Source organism: Reyranella sp., assembly GCF_965228225.1.
GTDB lineage: Bacteria > Pseudomonadota > Alphaproteobacteria > Reyranellales > Reyranellaceae > Reyranella.
Map to the genome: position 1 here is coordinate 1,019,170 of NZ_OZ245801.1, position 19,518 is coordinate 1,038,687.

Annotated in this window: 15 protein-coding genes; 9 read left to right on the plus strand and 6 right to left on the minus strand. The window is 67.8% G+C overall.

Going from position 1 to position 19,518, the window contains the following annotated elements; all coding sequences use genetic code 11:
* Window positions 1-73: 73 nt before the first annotated feature.
* Window positions 74-601: an adenine phosphoribosyltransferase gene (locus tag ACO07K_RS04970; protein WP_422016020.1), complete on the minus strand. Its 528-nt coding sequence runs from the start codon at window positions 599-601 to the stop codon at window positions 74-76.
* A gap of 14 nt (window positions 602-615) precedes the next feature.
* Complete coding sequence (locus ACO07K_RS04975; protein ID WP_422034792.1) at window positions 616-2,073, minus strand: amidase; 1,458 nt, start codon at window positions 2,071-2,073, stop codon at window positions 616-618.
* Window positions 2,074-2,138: 65 nt separating this feature from the next.
* Here ACO07K_RS04975 and ACO07K_RS04980 point away from each other — a divergent pair, with 65 nt between their 5' ends.
* Entirely contained in the window at window positions 2,139-2,372 is a 234-nt protein-coding gene (locus ACO07K_RS04980; protein ID WP_422034793.1) for a DUF2798 domain-containing protein, read from the plus strand.
* A gap of 201 nt (window positions 2,373-2,573) precedes the next feature.
* Here ACO07K_RS04980 and hrpB read toward each other — a convergent pair whose 3' ends face one another.
* The gene (hrpB, locus tag ACO07K_RS04985; protein ID WP_422034794.1) at window positions 2,574-5,042 is read right to left on the minus strand and encodes an ATP-dependent helicase HrpB; all 2,469 of its coding nucleotides are present in this window, start codon (window positions 5,040-5,042) and stop codon (window positions 2,574-2,576) included.
* An 82-nt stretch (window positions 5,043-5,124) separates the two neighbouring features.
* Here hrpB and ACO07K_RS04990 point away from each other — a divergent pair, with 82 nt between their 5' ends.
* Together ACO07K_RS04990 and putA are read left to right on the plus strand one after the other, a co-directional pair.
* Entirely contained in the window at window positions 5,125-5,529 is a 405-nt protein-coding gene (locus ACO07K_RS04990) for a VOC family protein (RefSeq protein ID WP_422034795.1), read from the plus strand.
* Between the two features lie 7 nt (window positions 5,530-5,536).
* Complete coding sequence (putA, locus tag ACO07K_RS04995; RefSeq protein ID WP_422034796.1) at window positions 5,537-8,956, plus strand: trifunctional transcriptional regulator/proline dehydrogenase/L-glutamate gamma-semialdehyde dehydrogenase; 3,420 nt, start codon at window positions 5,537-5,539, stop codon at window positions 8,954-8,956.
* Window positions 8,957-8,970: 14 nt separating this feature from the next.
* On the opposite strand, the gene ACO07K_RS05000 is transcribed toward putA, so the two are convergent.
* Complete coding sequence (locus tag ACO07K_RS05000) at window positions 8,971-9,255, minus strand: hypothetical protein (RefSeq protein WP_422034797.1); 285 nt, start codon at window positions 9,253-9,255, stop codon at window positions 8,971-8,973.
* Between the two features lie 109 nt (window positions 9,256-9,364).
* Here ACO07K_RS05000 and ACO07K_RS05005 point away from each other — a divergent pair, with 109 nt between their 5' ends.
* The 4 genes from ACO07K_RS05005 (at window position 9,365) to ACO07K_RS05020 (ending at window position 16,791) form a co-directional block, all read left to right on the plus strand.
* Entirely contained in the window at window positions 9,365-10,012 is a 648-nt protein-coding gene (locus ACO07K_RS05005) for a hypothetical protein (protein WP_422034798.1), read from the plus strand.
* Window positions 10,013-10,141: 129 nt separating this feature from the next.
* The gene (gene gltB, locus ACO07K_RS05010; RefSeq protein ID WP_422034799.1) at window positions 10,142-14,782 is read left to right on the plus strand and encodes a glutamate synthase large subunit; all 4,641 of its coding nucleotides are present in this window, start codon (window positions 10,142-10,144) and stop codon (window positions 14,780-14,782) included.
* A 65-nt stretch (window positions 14,783-14,847) separates the two neighbouring features.
* Window positions 14,848-16,299 carry a glutamate synthase subunit beta gene (locus ACO07K_RS05015; RefSeq protein ID WP_422034800.1) on the plus strand — a complete coding sequence of 484 codons (1,452 nt, stop codon included), beginning with the start codon at window positions 14,848-14,850 and terminating at the stop codon, window positions 16,297-16,299.
* Window positions 16,300-16,353: 54 nt separating this feature from the next.
* Window positions 16,354-16,791, plus strand: coding sequence for a type II 3-dehydroquinate dehydratase (locus ACO07K_RS05020; protein ID WP_298318837.1), 438 nt, complete (start codon window positions 16,354-16,356; stop codon window positions 16,789-16,791).
* A 10-nt stretch (window positions 16,792-16,801) separates the two neighbouring features.
* Here the strand turns inward: ACO07K_RS05020 and ACO07K_RS05025 are convergent, their stop codons facing one another.
* Window positions 16,802-17,722 carry a pyridoxamine 5'-phosphate oxidase family protein gene (locus ACO07K_RS05025; RefSeq protein WP_422034801.1) on the minus strand — a complete coding sequence of 307 codons (921 nt, stop codon included), beginning with the start codon at window positions 17,720-17,722 and terminating at the stop codon, window positions 16,802-16,804.
* The gene (locus tag ACO07K_RS05030; RefSeq protein ID WP_422034802.1) at window positions 17,722-18,114 is read right to left on the minus strand and encodes a GFA family protein; all 393 of its coding nucleotides are present in this window, start codon (window positions 18,112-18,114) and stop codon (window positions 17,722-17,724) included. The genes ACO07K_RS05025 and ACO07K_RS05030 overlap by 1 nt, the downstream gene beginning before the upstream one ends.
* A gap of 98 nt (window positions 18,115-18,212) precedes the next feature.
* Here ACO07K_RS05030 and ACO07K_RS05035 point away from each other — a divergent pair, with 98 nt between their 5' ends.
* Both ACO07K_RS05035 and ACO07K_RS05040 read left to right on the plus strand, forming a co-directional pair.
* Window positions 18,213-19,109 (plus strand): LysR family transcriptional regulator, encoded by an 897-nt coding sequence (locus ACO07K_RS05035; RefSeq protein ID WP_422034803.1) that lies wholly within the window; start codon window positions 18,213-18,215, stop codon window positions 19,107-19,109.
* A gap of 55 nt (window positions 19,110-19,164) precedes the next feature.
* Window positions 19,165-19,518: a DUF1428 domain-containing protein gene (locus ACO07K_RS05040; protein ID WP_422034804.1), complete on the plus strand. Its 354-nt coding sequence runs from the start codon at window positions 19,165-19,167 to the stop codon at window positions 19,516-19,518.

A 19,518-nucleotide genomic window follows, 5' to 3' on the forward strand; every position in this document is an offset into this window, starting at 1 on the left:
TGGGAACGCGCACCACGTCTGTTACCCATCCTTCGAGACGCCGCGCTCTGCGCGGCTCCTCAGGATGAGGTCTCTAGCTGTCGTACTGCAGCAGCGTTTCGACCGGCGGTGTCAGTCTCTTGCGGCCTTCGAGGAAGGTGAGTTCGATGATGACGGCGGTCGCGGGCACGACGGCGCCGACGGTCTCGAGCAGGTTCACGGCGGCGGACATGGTGCCGCCGGTTGCCAGCAGGTCGTCGACCAGCACGACCCGCGCCCCCTTGTGCACGGCATCCTGCTGGATCTCGATCGTGTCGGTGCCGTATTCCAGCGCATAGGTGTGGCGCACCGTGGTGCCGGGCAGCTTGCCCTGTTTGCGCATCATCACGAAGCCGGTGCCGAGCGCGAGGGCGAGCGGCGCGGCCAGCAGGAAGCCGCGCGATTCGATTCCCGCCAGCATGTCGGGCTTGTGCGGGCGGATCAGGTCGGCCAGCCGCTCGATGGCCGTATGCCAGGCCTTGGCATGCGCCAGCAGCGTCGAGATGTCGTAGAAGAGGATACCCGGCTTGGGGAAGTCGGGGATCGAGCGAATGTGCTTCTTGAGGTCGATATCCTTGGACATTCTGGCTCCTGAGCTCAGCTATAGGCCGGCGGCGGCACGAAGCCGCGATATTCCTTCTCCAGCAGCTTGGCGAACTGGATGCACTCGTAGTCGCCGTACTGCCGGCCGATGATCTGCACGCCGATCGGCAGGCCTTCCTTGCTCTGGCCGATCGGGGCGGCGGTCGACGGCATCCAGGTGACGCCCGAGTAGCCCGCCCAGAAGATCTGGTCGACGACCGGCACCTGCTTGTTGTTCACGACGATCGTGCGCTTGTGGCGCAGGCCCGCCTGATCGTGCGGGAAGGCGGCCGTCACGGCGACCGGGCAGAGCATCAGGTCGTAGTCCTGGAAGAACGCATCCCAGGCGAGCCGCATCCGGTGGCGCTTCTCGTTCAGCCCCAGCCAGGCACGATGCGACAGCGCGTTGCCCCGCTGCATCTGCGCGAAGTAGCTCATGTCGGAGGCGGGCAGGCTGGCCGCGTCCTTGACGGCCTGCTCGTAGACCGCGTCGCTCATGCGGCCCGAGGTCGCCGCGCGCAGCAGCCGGATGTAGACGTCGTTCAGCTCGACCGTGTCGATCTCGGGGCGGGCCTTGTCGCTTACCTTGACCTTGTTCTTGGCGAGGAACGAGGCGAGCGTCGAGATCTGCTCCTGCACCGAATCGTCGACCTCGGCGTTCGGGTCGGTCAGCAGCACCGCCACCTTGAAGTCACGCAGCTTGGTCTTCTTCGAGCGGGGCAGGCTGAGTGTCCAGCCGCGTCCGTCGATCGCATCGGGACCGGCCATCGCCGTGAGTGCGATCTCGAGATCCTCCGCGCCACGGGCCAGCGGTCCGACCACGCCGATATCGCCGTAGGCGACCGCTCCCGCGAGGGCATGGCCCTTCGGCGACACGACGCCCCAGCTCGGCTTGTGGCCCCACACGCCGCAGTAATGGGCGGGATTGCGGATCGAGGCGCCGATGTCGCTGCCGGCCTCGATGCCGGTGAGGCCGGCGGCCAGCGCCGCGCCCGAGCCGCCCGACGAGCCACCGGGCGTGCGGCCGAGATCCCACGGGTTGTTGGTCGAGCCGTAGACCTCGTTGTAGCTCTGCCAGTCGGCGAGGTTCAGCGGTACGTTGGTCTTGCCGAACAGCGTGACGCCGGCATCCATCATGCGCTGCGTCACCAGTGAATTCTGGCTCGCGACCGTGTCCTTGAAGGCGGGGTCGCCCCAGGTGGTGGGCAAACCCGCGACGTCGAAGGATTCCTTGATCGTCATCGGCACGCCGTGCAGCGGTCCCAGCTTCTTGCCGGCCTTGACCGCGCGGTCTGCCGCCTTCGCGCGCTTGCGGGCGCCCTCGATGTCGGTGGCGATGATGGCGTTGAGCTCGGGATTATAGGCCTCGACCCGCTTCAGGTAGAGGTCGAGCAGTTCGAGGCAGCCGATCTTCTTCTTCCGGACCGCAGCGGCGAGCTGCTTGGCGGTCTGGAACGGGAGGGCGAGGGACATGGGGGGAGGGTTTCCGCAACGGGGATGGACGAGGTCCAAGCCCGTACCATATTGTCCGGCCCGCCGTGAAGAAACTCCCCGCCCGAACGATGCACATCGCCATGCCACTGGCGCTGACCTTCGTCATGACCTTCATCGTCTCCGGCATCGCCACGATCCGGGCGATCGGATTCGAGCCGGGCATGACCGCTCGCTGGATGGAATCGTGGATGGCCTCCTGGATGGTCGCCTTTCCCACCATGCTGTTCCTGATGCCCATCATGCGGCGCCTGCTGTCGCGCCTGATCGAGACCCGATAGCTCAGGCCGTCTGCTGGGTCTTTCCGGATAAGACAGAATCATATCTGGCTTTCCAAGAAATCGCCTCACCCTGAGGAGCGCTCCGCGGGAGCGCGTCTCGAAGGGTGGGCACGAGCACTACGTCTGTTGCCGATCCTTCGAGACGGCCCTTCGGGCCTCCTCAGGATGAGGTTGTGTGGGTGAACTTGAAGCAAAAGAACCCTAACGCGGTCTGGGGCGTGCGCGGGCCGTGGGCTCGGCGACGAGAGGATCGTCCGGCCAATAATGCCGCGGGTAGCGGCCCTTGAGTTCGGATTTCACGGCCTTGTAACCATTGGCCCAGAAGCTCGCGAGATCGCGCGTTACCTGGACTGGCCGGCGCGCCGGGGAGAGCAGGTGGATGGTGAGCGGCACCTTGCCGCCGGCAATGCGCGGCGTCTCGGTGAGCCCGAACATCTCCTGCAGGCGGACCGACAGTGTCGGCTCGTCGGGATTGGCATAGTCGATCGCCACCCGCGACCCGCTCGGCACCTCGATGTGCGTCGGCACCAGTCGCTCGACCTCGCGCTGCTTTTCCCACGGCACCAAGGCCTTGAGTGCGGCGGCGAGATCGATGCGGGCGAGATGATCCTTGCGCGACACGCCGTCGAGAGAGGGGCCGAGCCAGTCCGTCAGGGACGCGAGCAGGGCCGCGTCCGAAAGATCGGGCCACTCCTCGCCGGCATGACGGCGCAGGAAACCGATGCGCTCGCGCCAGCGCACGAGGTCGTCGCTCCAGGGCAGGGCGCCGAGCCCGAGCTGTCGCACGCCGTCGAGCAGGGCGGCCTGCACCTTGTCGGGATCGGGCCGGCCGAGCGGCTTGTCCTCCAGCGCGATCGCGCCCAGTCGCCGCCGCCGCCGCGCCAGCACCGCGCCGTCGCGCGCGCTCCACTGCACGAGCTGCTCGTCGACGATGCGGTCGGCGTAGAGGTCTTCGATCTCCGCGGCGGTGATCGGCGCGGCGAGGAAGATGCGGGCCTCCTGCGCCGAGCCGTCGAGATCGGCAACCACCAGAAACTCCTCGTTGGCCATCGGATCGCCTTCCGGCAGCGCCGCGCCACGCCCACCCGAGAGGAGATAGCGCCCGGCCGTGCCGGGGCGGCGGCGGCCGATGCGGTCGGGATAGGCCAGCGCCAGCAGCGGACCCGTCATGGCGATGTCGGCACGTTCCTCGCCGCCTCCGCGCGGCATCAGGCGTCGTGCTGCCTCCTGGACCAGCCGCAAGGTGCCGTCGCGTCGCCCGCTCAGCGCAATGTCGACCCGGTGCCGGAGATCGGCGTCGCGCTGGCCCGGCGGCAAACGCAGGAAATCGCGTTCGCCCAGGATCGCGGCGAGCAGCGCGGCGACCTTGCCTTGACCCAATTCGCGACCCTTGAGCACCAGATGGGCGATGCGGGGATGCTGGCCGAGCCGCACCATGGCGCGGCCATGGGCCGTGATCGCGCCCGTGCCGTCGATCGCGCCGAGATCGGCCAGCAGCGCCCGCGCCGTGGCGAGCGAGGCGGCGGGCGGCAGCGTCAGCCACGGCAGGCTGGTGGCATCGCCGGTGCCCCAGGCGGCCAGCTCCAGCGCCAGCGGCGCCAGGTCGGCGTCGAGGATCTCCGGCGGCGTGAAGGGCAGCAACCCGCGCTGCGCCTGTTCCGGCCACAGGCGATAGCAGATGCCGGGTTCGAGACGGCCGGCGCGGCCTCTGCGCTGATCGGCCGAGGCCTGGCTGACACGCACCGTTTCGAGCCGCGTCATGCCCGAGCGCGGCGAGAATTTCGGCACGCGCATCTGGCCGCTGTCGATCACGATGCGCACGCCCTCGATGGTGAGGCTGGTTTCGGCGATCGAGGTCGCCAGCACGACCTTGCGCCGGCCCGGCGGCGAGGGCGCGATGGCGCGGTCCTGGTCGGCGGGCGACAGGTCGCCGTAGAGCGGCGCCACGTCGACGTTGGCGCCGATGCCCTGCAACCGCTCCTCCACGCGGCGGATCTCGCCGACGCCGGGCAGGAAGACGAGCGCGCTGCCGCTTTCCTCGGCGAGCGCGCGGCGCACGGCGGCCGCCACGCTGTCCTCGATGCGACCGGCGGGCTCGCGATCGAGATAGCGCGTGTCGACCGGGAACATGCGGCCCGCGCTCTCGATGACGGGCGCGTCGCCGAGGCGCGCCGACACCGGGCCGGGATCCAGCGTTGCCGACATGGCCACGACGCGCAGATCCTCGCGCAGCGCGCTCTGTGCCTCGCGCACCAGGGCGAATGAAAGATCGGTGTCCAGTCCGCGCTCGTGCAGCTCGTCGAAGATGACGCAGGCCATGGACTCGAGCGAGGGATCCTCCTGCAGCAGGCGCAGGAACAGGCCATCGGTCACCACTTCGATGCGGGTACGCGGCCCGACCTTGCTGTCGAAGCGCACGCGATAGCCCACGGTCTCGCCGACCGACTCGCCCAGGGTCGCGGCCATGCGCCGGGCGGCGGCACGCGCGGCCAGCCGTCGCGGCTCCTGCATGATGATCTTGCGGCCGCCGAGCCAGGGCGCGTCGAGCAGCGCCAGCGGCACGCGCGTCGTCTTGCCGGCGCCCGGCGGCGCCACCAGCACGGCGGCAGTGCCGGCCACCAGCGCGGCCTTGAGACGCGGCAGGGCTTCGTCGACGGGAAGCGGCTCCATCGATCCCCTTGTCACGGGGCGAGTGGATGGACGGGAAGAAGGGGCGGGTTCACTCTGGTGTTCTTACGCTTGAGGTCGTGCAATGTCTGTCGTCGTCGAAGCCCTGGATCATATCGTCGTCAACGTGCGCGACGTAGAGGCCGCCGCCGCCTGGTACGAGCGCGTGCTGGGCATGACGCGCAAGATCACCGAGCCACGGCCCGGGCATCGCGTCACGTCGATGCACTTCGGTCGCCAGAAGATCAACCTCCGCCCTGAGACCGCCACACAGAAGCAATGGTTCACGGGCAAGACCGTGGCACCGGGCAGCGATGACCTCTGCTTTCTCACGCAGTCGTCGCCGCAGGCGGTGGCCGACCATTTCAGGAGCTGCGGCGTGGAGATCGAAGAAGGTCCGAGCGAGAAGAGTGGCGCCATGGGCACGATCGTCTCGGTCTATTGCCGCGATCCCGACGGCAACCTGATCGAGGTGTCCTCCTACAAATAGGCGGAACATGACCGCGCCGTTCGAGACCTTCGCCCGCTCGCTGCGACCGCTGCCGCCGTTGCGGGCCGCCATCACGGCGGCCTATCGCCGGCCCGAGCCCGAGTGCGTGCCGCCGCTGCTCGACCTCGCGACCCTCGGTCCGCCCGCGACCGCAAAGGCGCAGGCGCTGGCGCGCCGACTGGTCGAAGCGTTGCGCGCCAAGGTGCCGGCGGGCGGCGTCGAGGGGCTGATCCACGAATATGCGCTGTCCAGCCAGGAGGGCGTGGCGCTGATGTGCCTGGCCGAGGCGCTGCTGCGCATTCCCGACGACGAGACCCGCGACGCGCTGATCCGCGACAAGATCGGCGGCGGCGACTGGCACGCCCATCTCGGACGCAGCCCGTCGCTGTTCGTGAACGCCGCGACCTGGGGCCTGATGCTGACCGGCCGGCTGACGGCGACCAGCAGCGAGAACAGCCTGTCGGCCGCGCTCACGCGGCTGATCGCCCGGGGTGGCGAGCCGCTGATCCGCGGCGGCGTGAACATCGCGATGCGCCTGATGGGCGAGCAGTTCGTCGCCGGCCAGACGATCGAGGAGGCGTTGGCCAACGGCCGCCGCTTCGAGGAAGAGGGCTTTCGCTATTCCTATGACATGCTGGGCGAGGCGGCGATCACTGCGGCCCAGGCCGAGCACTACCGCCAGGCCTACGAGCGCGCGATCCGTGCCATCGGCCGCGCCTCGGCCGGGCGCGGCATCTACGAGGGTGCCGGCATCTCGCTGAAACTCTCGGCGCTGCATCCACGCTACAGCCGTTCGCAAGCCGAGCGCGTCCATGCCGAACTCTATCCGCGCCTGCGCGATCTCGCGGTGCTGGCGCGCCGCTACGATATCGGCGTGAACATCGATGCGGAGGAGGCCGACCGGCTCGAACTCTCCCTCGACCTGCTGGAGCGGCTCTGCTTCGAGCCCGCGCTCGACGGCTGGAACGGCATCGGCTTCGTGGTGCAGGCCTACAAGAAGCGCGCCGCCTTCGTGATCGACCATCTGATCGATCTCGGCCGCCACAGCCGGCACCGGCTGATGATCCGGCTGGTGAAAGGGGCCTATTGGGACAGCGAGATCAAGCGCGCGCAGGTCGACGGGCTGGAGGATTTCCCGGTCTTCACGCGCAAGATCCACACCGACGTTTCCTATCTCGCCTGCGCCCGAAAGCTGCTGGCCGCGCCGGATGCGGCCTTCCCGCAATTCGCCACCCACAATGCGCTGACCTTGGCGTCGATCCACGCCATGGCCGGCGAGAACTTCTATGCCGGCCAGTACGAGTTCCAGTGCCTGCATGGCATGGGCGAGCCGCTCTACGAGGAAGTCGTCGGCCGCGAAAAGCTCAATCGGCCGTGTCGCATCTATGCGCCCGTCGGCACGCACGAGACGTTGCTCGCCTATCTGGTGCGCCGCCTGCTGGAGAACGGTGCGAACACCTCCTTCGTGAACCAGGTCGCCGATCCCGACCTGGCCATCGACAGCTTGCTGGCCGATCCGGTCGAACGCGCCCGCAGCCTCTCCCCGGTCGGAGCACCGCATCCGCTCATCGCGTTGCCGCGCGACCTGTTCGGGCCGACGCGGGCCAATTCGCGCGGCCTCGATCTGGTCAACGAAAGCGTGCTCGCTTCGCTCGCGCGGGAACTGGTTGCCGGTGCCTCGACTCTGCTGCGCGCAACGCCGGTCCTGGCGGACGGTCCGCGCGACGGCACCGCGCGAGAGGTGAGCAATCCCGCCGACAGCGGCGATGTCGTGGGCCTCGTCGTCGACGCCCTGCCGGACCTGGTGGATGAAGCTGGCGCGAAGGCCGTGCGATGGTCGGCGCCGCCAGCCGAGCGCGCGGCGATCCTGCGCCGGGCGGCGGATCTCATGGAAGCCCGCATGGAAAAGCTGCTGGGACCGATCGTGCGCGAGGCCGGCAAGACGCTGGGCAATGCGGTGGGGGAGGTCCGCGAAGCGGTCGATTTCCTGCGCTATTACGCGAATTGCGTCGAGGAATTCGACAACGCGACCCATCGGCCGCTGGGCGTCGTCGCCTGCATCAGCCCGTGGAATTTTCCACTCTCGATCTTCACCGGACAGGTCGCGGGCGCGCTGGCGGCGGGCAATGCCGTGATCGCCAAGCCGGCGGAAGAGACGCCGCTGATCGCGGCCCTCGCGGTGGGCATGCTGCACGAGGCCGGCGTCCCGCGCGCCGTGCTGCAGTTCCTGCCGGGCGATGGTGAGATCGGCAAGCGGCTGGTGGCCAACGCGACCGTGGCGGGCGTGGTCTTCACCGGCTCGACCGAGGCGGCGCAATCGATCAACCGCGCCCTCGCACGGCGTCTCGGCACCGACGGCAGGCCGGTGCCCTTGATCGCCGAGACCGGCGGCCAGAACGCGCTGGTGGCGGATTCATCGGCGCTGCCCGAGCAACTTGTGATCGACGTGCTCGCTTCGGCCTTCGACTCGGCCGGCCAGCGCTGCTCGGCGCTGCGCGTCCTCTGCCTGCAGGACGACATCGCGGACAAGGTCGTGCCCATGCTGGAGGGTGCGATGGCCGAACTGGGCGTCGGCAATCCGGACCGGCTTTCGGTCGATGTCGGCCCCGTCATCTCGGCCGAGGCGCAGAAGCGGCTGCTCGATCACATCGACCGCATGCGCGCGGCCGGCCATCGTGTGTACCAGGTGGCGCTACCCGACGAAGCGGCGCGGGGGACGTTTGTGCCGCCGACCCTGATCGAGGTCGGCGCCCTCTCCGACTTGCCGGGCGAGGTCTTCGGGCCGGTGCTTCACATCCTGCGCTATGCCCGCGAGGAGATGGAGGAGGTGATCCGTGCGGTGAACGAAACCGGCTTCGGCCTGACCTTCGGCGTGCACAGCCGCATCGACGAGACCATCGAGCGCGCGACGGCGGCGAGTGCCGCCGGCAACCAGTACGTCAACCGCAACATGATCGGCGCCGTGGTCGGCGTGCAACCGTTCGGCGGGCATGGCCTGTCGGGCACGGGGCCGAAGGCGGGCGGGCTGCTCTACGTCCACCGCCTGCTGGCGGACGGGCCGGCCGCCGACGTCGCGACCGGCGAACTCGCCGGCCCGGTCGGCGAGCGCAACAGTTACGCCCTGCGCCCCAAGGGCGCGATCCTCTGTGTCGCGACGGATCCGGCCGAACTCAGTCTGCAGCAGGAACTGGTACGGACGACCGGCAATCGCGTCGCCTCTGGCGAAGCCGAGGATATCGCGGCCGTCCTGTTTGCCGGAAGCGAAGGGGACCTATTGGACCTTACGTGTCGCATGGCCGACCGGCCGGGGCGCATCGTGCAGGTCCATGTCGCGCCCTATCCGCGCGCGCTCCTGTTCGACGAGGTGTCAGTCAGCGTCAACACCGCCGCCACCGGCGGTAATGCCAGTCTGATGGCGATCGGTTAGCGTCGCGCCGAGGCTCAGTACAGGCCGTGCTTCTTGGGCGGGCCGGGATGATTCACGCACAGCATCTCGGGCGAGGTGATCGGTCCCATCTTGATGCGCTCTTCCTCGCACTTCTCGTAGGTGAAGGGCCCGCCGAACACCTTGGGGCCGCCGCCGACGATGATGTAGGACTTTTCGAGGTACCAGCCCGGGCCGGTATAGGCCTGGCTCGCGCCGGGCCCGGTGCAGGCGCTGAGCGCCGTGGCCAGCAGGGGAGCCGCGAGCAGGGTCGTCCAGCGACCAATCGAACTTTCCGACATCAGCTCAGTCTCTCCCCCGGGCAATGAACGCTGCCCACGTGCAGCGGCCAAATTAGGCCATGGCCGCGATGTCTTCAATGCATGGAGAAGGACGGCTAGGATGCGGCACATGCGCCGGTTCGTGCTCTTGCCGATCTTGATGGCCATCGCTTCGTGGCCGGGAAGCCTGTTCGCACTCGATTGCACGGCCCTCACAGACACCGGCATTCCCTTCGCCGTCACCTCCGAGATTGTCACCCGCCGGACGGGCGAGGCGTCGACCACCCGGACTCAGCAGACGCAGGTGTTCCGCAAGGCCGACGAAGTCACCATCTATACTGTGGACTCTCCAGCCCTCTATCTCAGGACCCGCGGCGCCAATTCTCTGTTTCCCGTGGACGCCTTCTATTCGACCGAGCCCAACGATCCGCGCAAGTGGACCTATTCGATCGGTCCCTCGGTCCATCTCGCGCGCGGCCAGCCCGTCAGCTACAGCGCCGACATGAAGGGCACCGACGGAAAGCTCCGCATGGCGGCCAGGATGACCCTCGAATTACTCGAATCCGGGACTCTCGAACTGAGCGGGTGCCGCTTCGAGGTCTTGAGATATCGTCGAACGCTCGAGGGACTGGCGGACCGCCATCCGGTCTCCAACAGCGAGGAACTCTGGTTCGCGCCCGCCCTGCGCATCACGCTGGCGTCGATCCTGCGGACCGGCGATATCGAGGTTGCCAGCACTCCGACGGCAATATCCTTGGATTTCAAACACATAGAGTAAGTTCCTCACGCCGGCATTTGTGGCGTAACGAGGGCTTTCGTTTGCAGGGGCGGCCGGGCTAATAATGCGCCGATAAGCAAACGCATCCGGGGGGATGCTGGGCCAGCTCGCGCGCCAGCAGGATAGATCATGGCATTGCCTGAGAAGCAGGGACTGTACGACCCACGCAACGAACACGATTCGTGCGGCGTGGGCTTCGTGGCCGACATCAAGGGCCGGAGGACGCACGCCATCGTGCGCCAGGGCCTGCAGATCCTGGTCAACCTCGACCATCGCGGCGCCGTCGGCGCCGATCCCCTGATGGGCGACGGCGCGGGCGCCATGATCCAGATTCCCGACGCGCTGCTGCGCGACTGGGCCCGCAAGGAAGGGGTCGACCTGCCGGAGCCCGGCCACTACGCCGTGGCGATGTGCTTCCTCCCGCCGGATGAGAAGGCAAGAGCGTTTGCAATCAAGCGCTTCGAGCACTTCATTAAAGTGGAAAAGCAGAAGCTGGTGGGTTGGCGCGATGTGCCGACCGACCTGACGGGGCTCGGCAAGGCGGTCATCGAATCGATGCCGGTCATCCGTATGGCGATCGTCGGCCGGGGGGCGAAAGTTCCCGACCAGGATGCGTTCGAGCGCAAGGTGCTGGCGATCCGCAAGCAGACCCAGAACCCGCTGGCCGACCTCGAGAAGAAGCACAAGCTGCCCGGCCTGTCGCAGCTCTACATGCCGTCCTTCTCGTCGCGCACCGTGGTCTACAAGGGCCTGCTGCTCGCGCACCAGGTTGAGAGTTTCTATGAGGATTTGAGAAATCCTCTTTGTGAATCAGCGCTTTGCCTGGTTCATCAGAGATTCTCGACGAACACGTTTCCGTCGTGGAAACTGGCGCATCCCTACCGGTTCATCGCCCATAACGGCGAGATCAACACGGTGCGCGGCAACGTCAACTGGATGTACGCCCGCCGGCGCACGATGGAATCCGACCTGATCGGCGCCGACCTCGACAAGATGTGGCCGATCATCCCGCACGGCCAGTCGGACACCGCCTGCCTCGACAATGCGCTCGAACTGCTGGTGGCCGGCGGCTACTCGCTCAGCCACGCCATGATGATGCTGATCCCGGAGGCCTGGGCCGGCAATCCGCTGATGGATTCCAGCCGCAAGGCCTTCTACGAGTATCACGCCGCCCTCATGGAGCCGTGGGACGGCCCGGCCTCGATCGCCTTCACCGACGGCCGCCAGATCGGCGCCACGCTCGACCGCAACGGCCTGCGTCCGGCGCGCTTCCTCATCACCGACGACGATCTCGTGGTGATGTCGTCGGAGTCCGGCGTGTTGCCGATCCCCGACGAGAAGATCGTGCGCAAGTGGCGCCTGCAGCCCGGCAAGATGCTGCTGATCGACCTCGAAGAGGGCCGCATCGTCGAGGACGAGGAGCTGAAGCGGACCCTGGCCGAGGCCGAGCCCTACGAGGAATGGCTGCGGGAGACGCAGCACAAGCTCGAGGAGCTGTCGGAGATCCCCGACGCGCCCTCGCCGGCGGCATCGAACGATCCCTCGACCCTGCTCGATCGCCAGCAGGCCTTCGGCTACACGCAGGAGGACATCCAGTTCTTCCTTGAGCCGATGGCCAGCGTGGCCGACGATCCGATCGGCTCGATGGGCACCGACACGCCCATCGCGGTGCTCTCGAAGAAGCCGAAGCTGCTCTACAACTACTTCAAGCAGAACTTCGCCCAGGTCACCAACCCGCCGATCGATCCGATCCGCGAGGAGCTGGTGATGTCGCTGGTCTCGATGATCGGCCCGCGCCCCAACCTGCTCGGCCGCCATGCCGGCATGCATAAGCGCCTCGAAGTGGCCCAGCCGGTCCTGACCAATGCCGAGCTGGAGAAGATCCGCTCGATCGAGGACCTGCTCGACGGCTCGTTCCGCACCGCCACCATCGACACGACCTGGCTCGCCTCCGAAGGCGCGGCCGGGCTCGAGAAGGCCCTCGACCGGGTCTGTGCCGAGGCGACCGACTGCGTGCTGGCCGACCGCAACATCCTGGTCCTGTCGGATCGCGCGGTGTCGGCCGACCGCGTGCCGATCCCGGCGCTGCTCGCGACGGCGGCCGTGCATCACAGCCTGATCCGGCGCGGCCTGCGCACCCAGACCGGCCTCGTGGTCGAGACCGGCGAGGCGCGCGAGGTCCATCATTTCTGCTGCCTGGCGGGCTACGGTGCCGAGGCGGTGAATCCCTATCTCGCCTTCGAGACGCTGGAGGCGCTGCGCGTCCAGAACGGCCTGCCGCTCAAGCCCTACGAGGTTCAGAAGAACTTCATCAAGGCGATCGGCAAGGGCCTGCTCAAGGTCATGTCCAAGATGGGCATCTCGACCTACCAGTCCTATTGCGGCGCGCAGATCTTCGACGCGGTCGGCCTGCATTCGGGCTTCGTCGAGAAGTACTTCACCGGCACCGCCACCACGATCGAGGGCGCCGGCTGGCAGGAGATCGCCGAAGAGACGGTGCGCCGTCATCGCAACGCTTACGGTGACAATCCGGTCTATCGGACCATGCTCGATGTCGGCGGCGACTATGCCTTCCGCCTGCGTGGCGAGGAGCATGCCTGGACGCCCGAGAGCGTGTCGCGCCTGCAGCACGCCGTCCGCGGCAACTCATCGGACGACTACAAGGCCTTCGCCACCTCGATCAACGAGCAGAGCGAGCGGCTGCTGACCATCCGCGGCCTGATGCAGCTCAAGTGGGCGGAGCAGCCGATTCCGGTCGAGGAGGTCGAGGCCGCCGCCAGCATCGTCAAGCGCTTCGCCACCGGCGCGATGAGCTTCGGATCGATCAGCCGCGAGGCCCACACCACGCTCGCCATCGCCATGAACCGGATCGGCGGCAAGTCGAACACCGGCGAGGGCGGCGAGGAGGCGGATCGCTTCAAGCCGCTGCCCAACGGCGATTCGATGCGCTCGGCCATCAAGCAGGTCGCGTCGGGCCGGTTCGGCGTCACGGCCGAATACCTGGTCAATGCCGACGACATCCAGATCAAGATGGCGCAGGGCGCCAAGCCTGGCGAGGGCGGGCAGCTGCCCGGCCACAAGGTCGACGAGAACATCGCTCGCGTCCGCCGTTCGACGGCCGGCGTCGGCCTGATCTCGCCGCCGCCGCATCACGACATCTATTCGATCGAGGACCTGGCGCAGCTCATCCACGACCTCAAGAACGTGAACACGGCGGCGCGGGTCTCGGTGAAGCTCGTCTCCGAGGTCGGGGTCGGCACGGTTGCCGCCGGCGTCAGCAAGGCGCGCGCCGACCATGTCACGATCTCGGGTTACGAGGGCGGCACCGGTGCCTCGCCGCTCACCTCGCTGACGCATGCCGGCTCGCCGTGGGAGATCGGCCTCGCCGAGACGCAGCAGACGCTGGTGCTGAACGGGCTGCGCGGCCGCATCGCCGTGCAGGTCGACGGTGGCCTGCGCACCGGCCGCGACGTCGCCATCGGCGCGCTGCTGGGCGCCGACGAGTTCGGCTTCGCCACCGCGCCGCTGATCGCGGCCGGCTGCATCATGATGCGCAAGTGCCACCTCAACACCTGTCCGGTGGGCGTGGCGACGCAGGATCCGGTGCTGCGCAAGCGCTTCACCGGCCAGCCCGAGCACGTGATCAACTACTTCTTCTTCGTCGCCGAGGAACTGCGCGAGATCATGGCGCGGCTGGGCTTCCGCACGCTGAACGAGATGATCGGCCGGGTCGACAGGCTCGACATGCGCCACGCCATCGACCACTGGAAGGCGGGCGGCGTCGACCTCTCGAAGCTGCTGCATCAGGCGCCGGCGCGCGAGGGCGTGGCGATCTGGAACGTCGAGCGCCAGGATCACGGTCTCGACAAGGCTCTGGACCACAAGCTGCTCGAGGCGGCACAGCCGGCGCTCGAGAAGGGCGAGCCGGTGCAGATCGAGCTGCCGGTCACCAACGTCAATCGCACCGTCGGCGCCATGCTGTCGGGCGAGGTGGCGCGGCGCTACGGCCATGTCGGACTGCCGGAGGATACGATCTCCGTGCGCCTCACCGGGACCGCCGGCCAGAGCTTCGGCGCCTTCCTGGCGCGCGGCGTGTCGCTCGAACTGTCGGGTGACGGCAACGACTATGTCGGCAAGGGCCTGTCGGGCGGCAGGGTCGTCGTACGCCAGCCCAAGGGCTGCGCGCGCGATCCGCTGAAGAACATCATCGTCGGCAACACCGTGCTCTACGGCGCCATCGGCGGTGAGGCCTACTTCGAGGGCGTGGCGGGCGAACGCTTCGCCGTCCGCAACTCGGGCGCGGTCTGTGTCGTCGAGGGCACCGGCGATCATGGCTGCGAGTACATGACCGGCGGCGTGGTGGTCGTGCTGGGGGATACCGGGCGCAACTTCGCGGCCGGCATGTCCGGCGGCGTCGCCTACGTCTACGATCCCCGGGCCCGCTTCAAGGAGCTGTGCAATCCCGCGATGGTCGATCTGGAGAAGATCGATGCCGCGTCGGCCGACGGCGACGAGGCCGGGCGTCCGCGCCAGCGCGCGAGCGACGTCGAGGACAACGGGATGGGCGACGTGCTGCGCTTCGATGCCGAACGCCTGCGCATCCTGGTCGAGCGCCATCATCTCCATACCGGCAGCGCCCGTGCCCGGGCGCTGCTGGAGGATTGGGACAATGCGCTGCAGAGCTTCGTGAAGGTGATGCCGCGTGACTACAAGCAGGCCCTCCTGCGCGCGCGCGAGCGGGCGGCGGCGAAGGCCGTCGCGGCGGAGTGACGGCTTCTGGCCGTCATCCCGAGCACTCGCGATATTCTGCAAAGGTTTGAGCTGGAGTTACTGACATGGGCCTAGCCACGGGCTTCCTCGAGATCGAGCGCAAGGACCGGTCCTACGAACCGGTCGAGCAGCGTCTGAAGAACTACAAGGAATTCGTGCTGCCGATGGCCCCCGCCGAGGTCTCGCGGCAGGGCGCGCGCTGCATGGATTGCGGCATCCCGTATTGTCACAACGGATGCCCGGTCAATAACATCATCCCGCAGTTCAACGAGCTGGTGCGTCGCGACCGCTGGAAGGATGCCCTCGAGGTCCTGCACTCGACCAACAATTTCCCGGAGTTCACCGGCCGCATCTGCCCCGCGCCCTGCGAGGCCTCGTGCACGTTGAACATCGACGACAACCCGGTGACCATCAAGTCGATCGAGTGCGCGATCGTCGACCGCGGCTGGCAGGAGGGCTGGATTCAGCCGCTCGTGCCGCTCCACAAGACCGGCAAGCGCGTCGCCGTCGTGGGCTCGGGACCGGCGGGACTGTCTTGCGCCCAGCAGCTCGCGCGCGCCGGTCATTCGGTGACCCTGTTCGAGAAGGCCGACCGGGTCGGCGGGCTGCTGCGCTACGGCATTCCCGACTTCAAGATGGAGAAGCACCATATCGACCGGCGCATGCGCCAGATGGAGGCCGAGGGCGTCGAGTTCCGGACCGGGGTCGAGGTCGGCGCGACCCTGTCGATCAAGTCGCTGCTCGAAGGCTATGACGCGGTCGCCCTGACCGGCGGCGCCGAGCTGCCGCGCGATCTCGAGGTGCCGGGGCGTGAGTTGAGCGGCATCCATTTCGCGATGGATTTCCTCACGCAGCAGAACAAGCGCAACGCCGGCGACGACGAGGCGCGGGCGGCCCCGCGCGGCACGCTCACCGCCAAGGGCAAGCATGTCATCGTGATCGGCGGCGGCGATACCGGCTCCGATTGCGTGGGAACCTCGAACCGCCATGGCGCCGCCTCGGTGACGCAGCTCGAGGTGATGCCGCAGCCGCCGGTGCGTGAGAACAAGGCGCTGACCTGGCCGGACTGGCCGCTCAAGCTGCGCAGCTCGTCGAGCCACGAGGAGGGCGCGGCGCGCGATTTCGCCGTGCTGACCAAGCGGGCGGTGGGCAGCAACGGCAAGATCGAAGCGCTGGAATGCGTGCGCGTCGAATGGGCGAAGGGCGCCGACGGTCGCATGGGCATGCAGGAGGTCGCGGGCAGCAGCTTCGAACTCCGCGCCGATCTGGTGTTGCTGGCCATGGGCTTCCTCGGACCGCGCCGGCCGGGCCTGGTCGAGCAGGCGGGAGTGGCGCTCGATCCGCGCGGCAACGTCGCGGCCAACGTGAAGGACTATCAGACTTCAGTGCCGAGGCTGTTCGCCGCCGGCGACATGCGTCGCGGCCAGTCGCTGGTCGTCTGGGCGATCCGCGAGGGTCGCCAGTGCGCCCGCTCGATCGACGAAAGCCTGATGGGGACTTCGACGCTGCCGCGTTGACCTGCGGAACGGGTTTGGTTCGCTCGCCGGCGAAATTGCACTAAGGTCCGCCTGATGAACCTGCTGCTGATTCAGGGCGCGAACATGGAGTATCTGGGCCGTCGGCAGCCCGAACTCTATGGGACGACCACCGCCAAGGAACTCGACGCCGCGATCAGGCGCCGGGCCAAGGATCTCGGCGTCTCGGTCGAGATCGTCTACACCAACGCCGAGGGCGAGGCGGTGTCGGCCATCTACAAGGCCGATCGCGCCAAGTTCGACGGGTTGCTGTTCAATCCGGCCGGCTTCCTCCATGCCGGCCATGCGCTGCGCGACTGCCTGCGCTCGATTTCGATGCCGGCGATCGAGATCCACATGACCAACATCGAGAAGCGCGGCTTCGGGTCGATCACCTCGGAGGCGGCGGTCGGCATGATCGCCGGCTTCGGGGTCGATTCCTACCTGCTGGCGCTCGAGGCCATGGTGGCGCGGCTGCGGCCCGCCGCGGCCTGACGGCCAGTCTCTACCAGACGCCCGTGTGCAAGGTGCTCGGCGCATAGCTCCCGAACGTCGCGCGATAGGGGAAGGCCGCGGGCCTGCGCCACGCGCGCTGGACGTCGACGCGCCATAGCCGCTCGGCCCCGTCCGGAGCCGCCTCGCCGGGTTGCCAGTCGATGGTGACGCTCCCCTGGAGCTGCAGCAGCTCGCCCGTGTCGAAGTTGACGAACAGCAGGCCGGCCCGCGGATCGCCGAGCAGGTTACCCAGCGTGTTGAAGAAGCGGTTGCCGCGGAAGTCGGGGATGACGAGCCTGTCGCCCCGCGTGCCGACGAAGCCCGGGCGGCCGCCGCGATGGGACATGTCGAATCCGCCCGCGTCGCCCAGCTCGGCGCGCGACCGGCTGGCGACGAAGAATGTGTCGGCCGATTCGATGAGATCGCGCGCCGCGTCGTCCAGCCCCGACAGCGTCTCGACGGGGCCTGCCTCTTTCGCGGCGAGAGCAACGCCGCGCGTCTGGATGTACTGCGGGCAATTGCCGAAGCTCTGGGCGATACGCACCGTGAGCCCGCGGTCGCGCGCGACGATCCAGCCGTTGGCGCGGTTGCGCCGCCGCGTGGCCAGATCGATGCCGAGCAGCCCGATCCCCGCACCGGCTGCGAAGCCGGATCCCGCGGGATCGCCGTCGCGCGGCAGGGCATCGATCGCCAGGGTCGCGGGATCGGGGGACACGACGAATCCGGGCGCCCCGGTCAGCACCGACGCCATCGGCCAGCCCGCGGCGTCGGGCGTCGCCGTGAACAGGTAGGGCAGCAGCGAGAAGAAGGCGCGGTGCTGCTCCGGCAGGAAGGGGCGGATCGGCGCCAGGCCGGTGCGCTGCCCGGCCAGCCTTTGCGCTGCCTGCTCATCGGCATGGAAGGGCAGGAAGTCCATCGGATCGGAGGCCATCACAAGCCCTCCTGCTTCTCGGGCAAGCCGATCTTCGGATCGTACCAGGGCGCCGCATCGGATCGCCAGATATGGACCTGCGGAACGTTCCGAACCTCCGTGTCGAGACACCCCAATCGCAACAGAACGAGCGGCTGCGTCGCGCGCTCGGCCAACACGTGCGAACCGCACTTGCTGCAGAAGCGACGGAATTTGCCGGGAGACGATTCGATGGCGCCGAGCACTTCCTCGCCGCGCAGCCAACGGAACTGGTCCCGTGATACCGCCGCGACCGAGGAGAAAGCCGTACCGTGCGTCTTGCGGCAGGTGCGGCAATGGCAGTGCACGATTCGCTCCACGGGAGCATCGGCTTCGTAGGCGACGGCGCCACAGAGACAACTTCCGTTCAACATCCGCGGGTCCTCCTTGGTTGATCCCAACATAGGACTTGCCGATTGCCGCGATAACGGCACGAATGATAAAATCATAATTCCAAAAAACGGAAGAATGTATGGACAGGCTGGACGAGTTCTCGATCTTCGTACGCATCGTGGAGGAGGGGAGCCTGGTGCGCGCGGCGCAGCGGCTGCGCCGGTCGGCACCGGCGGTGACGCGGGCCCTGGCGGCGCTCGAGGATCGGATCGGCATTCGCCTGATCGATCGCACGACGCGGCGGCTCGCGCCGACCGAGGCCGGCCGCGCGCTCTACGAGCGGGCACGAAGCGTTATCGAGGCGTACGAAGCCGCCACGACGAACGCCCTCGACGCGCCGGTACGCGGGCTGTTGCGCATCGCTGCGCCGGTGCAGTTCGGGCGGCGCCACGTCGCCCCGCTGGCGGCCCGCTTCCTCGACAGCCACGATGGCGTCGAGATCGAACTGCTGCTGAACGATCGCAACGTCGATCTCATCGAGGAAGGAATCGACGTGGCGGTGCGCATCGGTACCCTGGCCGATTCGAGCCTGGTTGCCCGGCCGGTGGGCCAGGTGCGACGCCAATGGGTCGCAAGTCCCGGCTATCTCGCCCGGCACGGCACGCCGAAGGCGCCGGCCGACCTTGCAACGCGCGAGGCGCTGCTGGGCACCTCCCGCGGGGCGCTGGAATGGACCTTTGGTGGCCGCCGCCGCGGTGCCCCAGCGCATCTCGCCGGCCGGTTGCGCGTCGACGATATCGAGACCCGCCTGCGCCTGGCCCGCGAGGGCCGTGGCATCGCCCAGTTCCTCTCCTATCAGGTTGCCGAGGATCTCGCCGCCGGACGTCTGGTGCGCCTGCTACGGGCCTTCGAACCTCCGCCCCTGCCGGTGCAACTGGTCACCAAGGGCCGCGCCCATCGCGCACCGAAGATCGATTCCTTCCTCGACTTCGCGGCCCAGAAATTATCGGCCTTGCCCATACTTCGGCTCGATTGACACTCGCTGTGCAATTCTCATAGCCCTTGGGCACAAGGAACTGGAGGAGCGCCCGATGTCATACGTCGATGGATTCGTCCTCGTCGTGCCCAAGAAGAAGATGGCCGCTTACGCCAAGATCGCCCGTTTCGCCGGCAAGGTCTGGCGAGAACATGGAGCCCTCGACTATCGCGAGTGCGTCGGTGACGACCTCAAGGTGAAGTTCGGCATGCCATTCACCAAGCTCGTCAAGACGAAGCCCGGCGAGACCATCGTCTTCTCTTACATCCTCTACAAATCGAGGGCGCATCGCGACAAGGTCAATGCGAAGGTGATGGCCGACCCGCGCATGCAGAAGCAGCCTCCCGACATGCCGTTCGATCCCAGGCGTATGGCCTGTGGCGGCTTCAAGACCATCGTCGCGGCATAA

What these genes read in the sequence shown, in the direction of transcription:
- ACO07K_RS04970 (WP_422016020.1), bottom strand. Translation starts at nt 601, where the DNA reads ATGTCCAAGGATATCGACCTCAAGAAGCACATTCGCTCGATCCCCGAC.
- ACO07K_RS04975 (WP_422034792.1), bottom strand. Translation starts at nt 2,073, where the DNA reads ATGTCCCTCGCCCTCCCGTTCCAGACCGCCAAGCAGCTCGCCGCTGCG.
- hrpB (WP_422034794.1), bottom strand. Translation starts at nt 5,042, where the DNA reads ATGGAGCCGCTTCCCGTCGACGAAGCCCTGCCGCGTCTCAAGGCCGCG.
- ACO07K_RS04990 (WP_422034795.1), top strand. Translation starts at nt 5,125, where the DNA reads ATGTCTGTCGTCGTCGAAGCCCTGGATCATATCGTCGTCAACGTGCGC.
- putA (WP_422034796.1), top strand. Translation starts at nt 5,537, where the DNA reads ATGACCGCGCCGTTCGAGACCTTCGCCCGCTCGCTGCGACCGCTGCCG.
- ACO07K_RS05000 (WP_422034797.1), bottom strand. Translation starts at nt 9,255, where the DNA reads ATGTCGGAAAGTTCGATTGGTCGCTGGACGACCCTGCTCGCGGCTCCC.
- ACO07K_RS05005 (WP_422034798.1), top strand. Translation starts at nt 9,365, where the DNA reads ATGCGCCGGTTCGTGCTCTTGCCGATCTTGATGGCCATCGCTTCGTGG.
- gltB (WP_422034799.1), top strand. Translation starts at nt 10,142, where the DNA reads ATGGCATTGCCTGAGAAGCAGGGACTGTACGACCCACGCAACGAACAC.
- ACO07K_RS05015 (WP_422034800.1), top strand. Translation starts at nt 14,848, where the DNA reads ATGGGCCTAGCCACGGGCTTCCTCGAGATCGAGCGCAAGGACCGGTCC.
- ACO07K_RS05020 (WP_298318837.1), top strand. Translation starts at nt 16,354, where the DNA reads ATGAACCTGCTGCTGATTCAGGGCGCGAACATGGAGTATCTGGGCCGT.
- ACO07K_RS05025 (WP_422034801.1), bottom strand. Translation starts at nt 17,722, where the DNA reads ATGGCCTCCGATCCGATGGACTTCCTGCCCTTCCATGCCGATGAGCAG.
- ACO07K_RS05030 (WP_422034802.1), bottom strand. Translation starts at nt 18,114, where the DNA reads ATGTTGAACGGAAGTTGTCTCTGTGGCGCCGTCGCCTACGAAGCCGAT.
- ACO07K_RS05035 (WP_422034803.1), top strand. Translation starts at nt 18,213, where the DNA reads ATGGACAGGCTGGACGAGTTCTCGATCTTCGTACGCATCGTGGAGGAG.
- ACO07K_RS05040 (WP_422034804.1), top strand. Translation starts at nt 19,165, where the DNA reads ATGTCATACGTCGATGGATTCGTCCTCGTCGTGCCCAAGAAGAAGATG.